The sequence below is a fragment of the Microbacterium sp. K41 genome, from assembly GCF_004794395.1.
Classification (GTDB): Bacteria; Actinomycetota; Actinomycetes; order Actinomycetales; family Microbacteriaceae; genus Microbacterium; species Microbacterium sufflavum.
The window spans coordinates 1-7166 of the sequence record NZ_SSDO01000506.1 but is presented as its reverse complement, the minus strand read 5'-3'; the positions used below and the strand labels follow the sequence as shown (position 1 = coordinate 7166).

General features: G+C 70.0%; 6 protein-coding genes. All 6 read right to left on the bottom strand.

What is annotated here, in order from left to right; genetic code table 11:
- Positions 1 to 120: 120 nt before the first annotated feature.
- Positions 121 to 1845 (bottom strand): ubiquinone-dependent pyruvate dehydrogenase, encoded by a 1725-nt coding sequence (gene poxB, locus DW309_RS16870; protein WP_136034414.1) that lies wholly within the window; start codon positions 1843 to 1845, stop codon positions 121 to 123.
- A gap of 54 nt (positions 1846 to 1899) precedes the next feature.
- Positions 1900 to 2337, bottom strand: coding sequence for a pyridoxamine 5'-phosphate oxidase family protein (locus DW309_RS16865; RefSeq protein ID WP_136034416.1), 438 nt, complete (start codon positions 2335 to 2337; stop codon positions 1900 to 1902).
- A gap of 117 nt (positions 2338 to 2454) precedes the next feature.
- Positions 2455 to 3819, bottom strand: coding sequence for an NAD-dependent succinate-semialdehyde dehydrogenase (locus DW309_RS16860; RefSeq protein ID WP_136034418.1), 1365 nt, complete (start codon positions 3817 to 3819; stop codon positions 2455 to 2457).
- 22 nt (positions 3820 to 3841) lie between these two features.
- On the bottom strand, positions 3842 to 5308 hold the full coding sequence (locus DW309_RS16855; RefSeq protein WP_136034420.1) for an NAD-dependent succinate-semialdehyde dehydrogenase: 1467 nt from the start codon (positions 5306 to 5308) through the stop codon (positions 3842 to 3844).
- 24 nt (positions 5309 to 5332) lie between these two features.
- A complete protein-coding gene (locus tag DW309_RS16850; RefSeq protein ID WP_136046030.1) occupies positions 5333 to 6880 on the bottom strand; it encodes an APC family permease in 1548 nt (515 codons plus the stop codon).
- Positions 6880 to 7166 (bottom strand): universal stress protein (locus DW309_RS16845; RefSeq protein ID WP_136046029.1); only part of this gene is annotated, 287 nt, incomplete at its 5' end. The genes DW309_RS16845 and DW309_RS16850, both read right to left, overlap by 1 nt.

Here is a 7166-nt window from a genome sequence, read left to right as displayed (position 1 = left end):
CGTCAGGTCACCGCGCTCGAGCTCGGCGACGTGCTCGAAGGGCTCGGCCGCCACGGCGAGGCGGCCGAGGTGCGGGCGCTGCTGGAGAGCTGAGCCCGCACCCCGGCGCGGCCGGAGGCGTCAGAACAGCTGGCGCCAGTTGGCCCGCGCCAGATCGAGGAGCTCGTCGCCACGGCCCGACATGACCGTGCGGATCGCGTACAGCGCGAACCCCTTCACCTGCGCCGCCTCGATCGCGGGCGGCATCGAGAGCTCCTGACGCTCGGTCACCACGTCGAGCAGGGCGGGACCGTCGTGCGCCAGCACCTCGCGGACGGCGTCCGGCAGCTCGTCACTGCGCTCCACCCGGCGGGCGAAGATCCCCATGGCTTCGGCGATGGCGGCGAAGCTCGGGTTGTCCAGTCCGGTGCCGTATGTGACGAACCCGGCGGCCTTCATCTCCAGCTCCACGAAGTTCAGCGAGGAGTTGTTCACCACGATGGTCTTCACGGGCAGGCGGTTCTGCGTGAGCGTGAGCAGCTCGCCCAGCATCATCGACAGCCCGCCGTCGCCCGCGAGGGCCACGACCTGGCGCTGCGGGTGGGCGACCTGGGCCCCGATGCCGTGCAGCAGCGCGTTCGCCATCGAGCCGTGCGTGAACGAGCCGATCAGTCGACGGTGCTCGGTCATCGTCAGGTAACGCGCCGCCCACACCGTCGGCGACCCCACGTCGGCCGTGAAGATCGCGTCGTCCGCGGCGTGCTCGTCGAGCAGCCGCGCGAGGTACTGCGGGTGGATCGGGCGGTCGCCCTTCGCCGGGACCGCGAGCTCGTCGAGCTTCTTGCGCGTCTTGCGGTAGTGCGCCGTCGCGTCGTCGAGGTGCGTGCGGTCGTCCTTGCGGGCGAGGCGCGGCAGCAGGGCCTCCGCGGTGGCGCCGACGTCGCCCACGAGTCCGAGGTCGAGCGGGTGGCGCTTGCCGAGCTGCGAGCCGCGGATGTCCACCTGGATCGTGGTCGCGTGGTCGGGGTAGAACTGCTCGTACGGGAAGTCGCTGCCGAGCACGAGCAGCGTGTCGGCGGCCTCCATCGCCCGATAGCCGGATGCGAACCCGAGCAGACCGGTCATGCCGACGTCGAACGGGTTGTCGTACTCGATGAACTCCTTGCCGCGCAGCGCGTGCACGATCGGCGCGCCCAGGCGGTCGGCCAGCGCGATCACCTCGTCGTGCGCGCCCTCGACGCCGGCGCCGGCAAGGATCGTGACGCGCTTCGCGGCGTTCAGCAGCGTGGCCGCCTGCTCCAGTTCCGCCCCGCTCGGTGCCACCACCGGCCGGGCGCGGCGGACCACGACCGCGCGGTCATCCTCGATCTCCGCCAGCGCCACATCGCCAGGGATCACCAGCACCGCGACACCGCGCTGCTCGATCGCCGCCCGCATCGCGATCTCCATCAGCCGCGGCATCTGCTTCGGGTCCGCCACGTACTCGACGTACACGCTGCACTCGCGGAACAGCTCCTGCGGGTGCGTCTCCTGGAAGTAGCCGGTGCCGATCTCGGTCGTCGGGATGTGCGCCGCGATCGCCAGGACGGGCACGCGGGAACGCTGGGCGTCGTACAGCCCGTTGATGAGGTGCAGGTTGCCCGGCCCGCACGACCCGGCGACGACGGCGAGCTCACCCGTGGTGCCCGCGTCCGCGGCGGCCGCGAACGCCGCGGACTCCTCGTGGCGCACGTGCACCCAGCGGATGCGGCCGTCCTTGCGCAGCGCGTCCGTGAATCCGTTGAGCGAATCCCCGGGGATGCCGTAGACCCGATCGATCCCGTTGGCGTGCAGAGTCTTGACGATGTTCTCAGCGACGTTGGCCATACCCCGACCCTACGCCCGCCCCTCCGCCCTGGTGCCGGGGTTGACGCGGGCCGGTCAGTACTCCTGGGGGCCGTCGCGCTCCGGCTCGGGATCACGGTGGAACGCGCGTCCCGACACCGAGGCGGGTGCGATGCGGACGAACACCCGCTTGACGGTCGGGATCCACGGGCGCAGCCCCGCGGCCTCGGCGCGCGCGACATCGGCATCGGTCTCCAGCGCCGCGGCGTGCCCGCGCACGACCACGCTCCACGCGTCGACGTCGGTGTGGTCGTCGACCTCGAACAGCACATCGGCGTTCGCGGTCAGTTCGAACAGCTTGCTCCCCGGAGCGGTGCGGAACACGATGCCGTCCCCGTCGACCGCGTAGTTGATCGGGAAGATGTCGATCGTGTCGCCGATGTGGGTCACGAGGCGTCCGAGCTCCTGTCCGCGCAGGCGCTCCCAGCTCTCGGCATCGGTCAGGGTCCGGACGGGGTCGCTGTGCACACTCATGCCGCCATTGTCACCCACGGACCCGCCGGCTGGACAGCACCCGTCCGAACGTCACAGGTCCGGACGGGACAGTGCCCGGGGGCCGATCGACCCCCGGGCACCGTCACCGCGTCGGACTCAGCCGATGCGGATGAGCTTCTTGTTGACGAACTCGTCGGCGGCGAGGTGTCCGAGCTCACGCGCGGTGCCGCTGCGCTTGATGCCACCGAACGGCAGCTCGGGGCTGTCGGCGAGAACCAGGTTGACGTACACCATGCCGGCCTCGATCTTGTCGGCCACCCGCTCCGCCTGGGCCTCATCGGTCGTGAAGACGTACGAACCGAGCCCGAACGTGGTGTCGTTGGCCAGCTGCACCGCGGCGTCCTCGTCGGCCACGCGGTACACGACGGCGGCGGGGCCGAACAGCTCCTCCCGGTACACGTCCATCTCCGGCGTGACGTCGGCGAGCACGGTCGGCGCGAAGAACGCCCCGTCGCGCGTGCCCCCGGTCAGCAGCGTGGCGCCCTGGGCGACCGCGGTGTCGATCTGCTTCTGCAGGTTCTCCGCCGCCGCCTCCGACGACACCGGTCCGAGCACGGTGTCGTCCTGCGTGGGGTCGGTCGCCTCGACGGCCGCCATCGCCGCCGTGAACTTCTCCACGAACGCGTCGTACAGCTCGTCGACGATGATGAAGCGCTTGGCGCCGTTGCACGCCTGACCGTTGTTGTCGAGGCGCGCGTCCACGCCGGCCTGGACCGTCGCGTCGAGGTCGTCGGTCGAGAGCACGAGGAACGGGTCGGAGCCGCCGAGCTCCAGCGCGACCTTCTTGAGGTGCCGTCCGGCGACCTCGGCCACCGCCGCCCCCGCACGCTCCGAGCCGGTGAGCGAGACGCCCTGCACGCGCGGGTCGGCGATCATGTCGGCGATCTGCTCGTTCGTGGCGAGCACGTTCTGGTACGCGCCCTTCGGGAACCCGGCGTCGTGGTAGATCGCCTCGATCGCGCTCGACGACTCCGGGCACTGCGGCGCGGGCTTCAGCAGGATCGTGTTGCCGACGATCAGGTTCGGCGCCGCGAAGCGCACGATCTGGTAGGCCGGGAAGTTCCACGGCATGATGCCCACGAGCGGCCCCAGCGACGACCGGCGGATGATCGCCGAGCCGTCACCGAGGATCGTGATGGGCTGGTCGGCCATGATGTCCTCGGCCTGATCCGCGTAGTACTCGGCGATGTCGGCGGCGAAGTCGACCTCGCCGAGCGCGGCCTCGCGCGGCTTGCCCATCTCGCGCACGAACACGTCGGCCAGCTCCTCGCGGCGCTCGCGATGCAGCTCGGCGGCGCGGCGCAGCAGCTGTGCGCGCTCCGCGACCGTGGTCGAGCGCGACCACTCGCGGTGCGCCTCGTCGGCGGCCGCGACCGCCTCTTCGATCTGCGCATCGGTGAACGTGTCGTACGTGGCCAGGGTCTCGCCGGTGGCGGGATTGACGACGGCGTAGTCGGTCATGTCTCCTCCTCTTGCCGTCCGGTCAGGAGACCGGGATCAGCGTGTACTTGGTGGATAGGTACTCGTGGATGCCCTCGAAGCCGCCCTCGCGTCCGACACCGGACTGCTTGACGCCGCCGAACGGAGCCGCCGCGTTGGAGACCACGCCCACATTGAGTCCCATCATGCCGGTCTCGAGCGCGTCGATCATGCGCTGACCGCGCTGCAGGTTCTCGGTGAACACGTACGACACCAGGCCGTACTCGGTGTCGTTCGCGAGCCGCACGGCCTCGTCCTCGGTCTCGAACGTGGCGATCGCGAGCACCGGGCCGAAGATCTCCTCGCGCAGGATCGCGCTGCCGGCCACGACATCGGTGAGGACCGTCGGCTCGTAGAACGTGCCGGTGCCCTCGAGCGCCTTGCCGCCCGCGAGCAGGGTCGCGCCGCGCTCCACGGCGTCGTCCACCAGCTCTCCGGCCTTGGCGACCGCGTCCTCGTCGATGAGCGGGCCGATCGCCACGCCCTCCTCGGTGCCTCGACCGATCTTCATCGCGTTCACGCGCTCGGTCACCCGCTTGGCGAACTCGCCCGCCACGTCACGGTGCACGATGAAGCGGTTGGCCGCCGTGCACGCCTGGCCGATGTTGCGGAACTTCGCGGCGAGAGCGCCCTCCACGGCCTTGTCGAGGTCGGCGTCGTCGAACACCACGAACGGCGCATTGCCGCCGAGCTCCATCGACACGCGCAGCACGCCCTCGGCCGCCTGCGCGATGAGCTTGCGGCCCACCTCGGTCGACCCCGTGAACGACAGCTTGCGCAGCCGCGGGTCGGCGATGATCGGCGCCGACAGGGCGCTGGACTTCGAGGTCTGCACCACGTTGACGACGCCGGCGGGGAGCCCCGCCTCCTCCAGCAGCTTCGTGAAGAAGATGGTCGTGAGCGGCGTGAGTGCCGGGGGTTTGATGACCACCGTGCACCCGGCGGCGAGCGCCGGCGCGATCTTGCGGGTGGCCATCGCGAACGGGAAGTTCCACGGGGTGACGAAGAACGACGGCCCGACGGGGCGCTGCGACACGATCATGTGCCCGGTGCCCTCCGGGTTCAGACCGTAGCGACCGCTGATGCGCACGGCCTCCTCGCTGAACCAGCGGAGGAACTCGCCGCCGTACGCGACCTCGCCGCGCGCCTCGGCGAGCGGCTTGCCCATCTCCAGGGTCATCAGCAGCGCCAGGTCTTCCTTGTGCGCCTGCACCAGGTCGAACGCGCGGCGCAGGATCTCGCTCCGCACGCGCGGAGCGGTGGCGGCCCACTCGTCCTGAGCGGCCACCGCGGCGTCGAGCGCGCGGATGCCGTCGGCGGGCGTGGCGTCGGCGATCGTGCGGATCACCTGGTTCGTGGCCGGGTCCTTGACGTCGAACGTGGCGCCGGTCTCGCCGTCGATCCACTGTCCGCCGATGAAGAGTCCAGTGGGGATGCTGTCGAGCAGCGCCTGCTCGGTCTGAGTGCTCATGGGTTCTCTTTCTGTGAGTGGGGGCTAGGGGCGACGACGCCGGCTCGGCGGCGCGTCGATGCTCAGCGTCTGTCCGCGGAAGAACGCCGGGCGGCGGATCGCGTTCCAGATCATCACCGCGATGCCCACGACGATGATCAGCATCCCGAGGATGAACACGATCCCGACGCCGCCGATCTCCGACCCCGAGCCGTAAGCCGGGTCCATCGAGTCGATCAGCGTGGTGAAGAACAGGATCGCGAGGATGATGCCACCCACCAGCGGGAACAGGAACGTGAAGAAGACGTTGCGCGTGGAGTCGAACCACTGCTTGCGGAAGTACCAGACGCACGCGAACGCGGTGATGCCGTAGTAGAAGCAGATCATCATGCCGAGCGTCAGGATCGTGTCCCACAGGGTGTCCTCGCTGACCACGCGCATGACCGCGTAGAACGCCGAGGCGACGATGGCCGAGACGATCGTGGCGTAGCCGGGGGTGAAGAACCGGGGGCTGACCTTCGCGAACGACTTCGGCAGGGCGCCGTAATGGCCCATCGCGAGCAGGGTGCGCGCCGGACCGACGAACGTCGACTGCAGCGACGACGCCGAGCTGGTGAGCACCGCCAGCGACACGAGGAACGCGAGCGGCCCGAGGATCGGTCCGGAGAGGTGGAAGAACACGTTCTCCTGGATGTCGCCGTTGCCGAGGCCGAGCTCGCCCGTGCCCACGCCCGCGAACATGATCATCGCGACGGCGAGGAGCAGGTACAGCGAGACGATCGTGAGCACGGTGACCGTGGCCGCGCGGCCCGGCGTCTTCTCCGGGTCCTTCGTCTCCTCGTTCATCGTGAGCGTGACGTCCCAGCCCCAGAAGATGAAGATCGACAGGGAGAGACCGGCCGCCACGGCGCTGAACGACGAGATCGCGAACGGGTTGAACCAGTTGAGGTCGAACGGCTGGTAGTCGAAGCCGTTGCCGCTCACGGCCTGGACGATCGCGGCGACCGCGAAGAACACCAGCACCAGGATCTGGAAGCCCACCAGCCAGTACTGCAGCTTCTGGGTCGTCTGCATGTCGCGGTACGACACCCACGTCGCCCCCAGCATGAACAGCAGGCACACGCCGATGTTGATCCACGTCACCCCGGCCAGGTCGGCGATCCCGGCGTTGCCCGTGATCTGCGACAGCAGCAGGAACAGGAAGTCGACGGCGACCCCGGCGAGGTTCGACAGCACCAGGATCGTCGCGACGACCAGGCCCCAGCCGGCCATCCAGCCCACCCAGGGTCCGAACGCGCGGGCGGCCCAGGTGAAGGACGTGCCGGAGTCGGGCATGCGGTTGTTGAGCTCGCGGTAGCCGAAAGCCACCAGGAGCATCGGGATGAAGCCGACGAGGATGATCGCCGGGATCTGCGCGCCCACCTCGGACGCGGTGGGGCCGACGGCGGCCGTGAACGTGTAGGCGGGGGCGATGCACGAGATGCCGATCACGACGGCGCCGATGAGGCCGACGGTGCCGGCACTCAGGCCCTTCGTGGAGATGCCGGTCGTGACGCCGGATGCGGGCTCCGTCGCCCGGTTGGTGCTGCTCATCAGCGGTCTCCTGCTTCGTTGCGGGTGCGCGGGACGACGATCATGGGAACGGGCAGCTCGTGCAGCATCTTCGCCGCCGTGGAGCCCAGGAACAGACGGCGCGGCTGTGCCAGGCGGCTCGAGCCGACCAGCACCACCTCGCCGGGGAGCCAGGAGAGCCCGGCGACGGCGTCTTCGACCGTCTCGCCCGGTGCCTCCTCGACGACGGCGCCCAGGCCGTCCGGCAGCTGCTCGGCAGCGACCGCGAGCACCCGGTGGGCGTGCTCGCTGCCGGCCAGGCGGATCG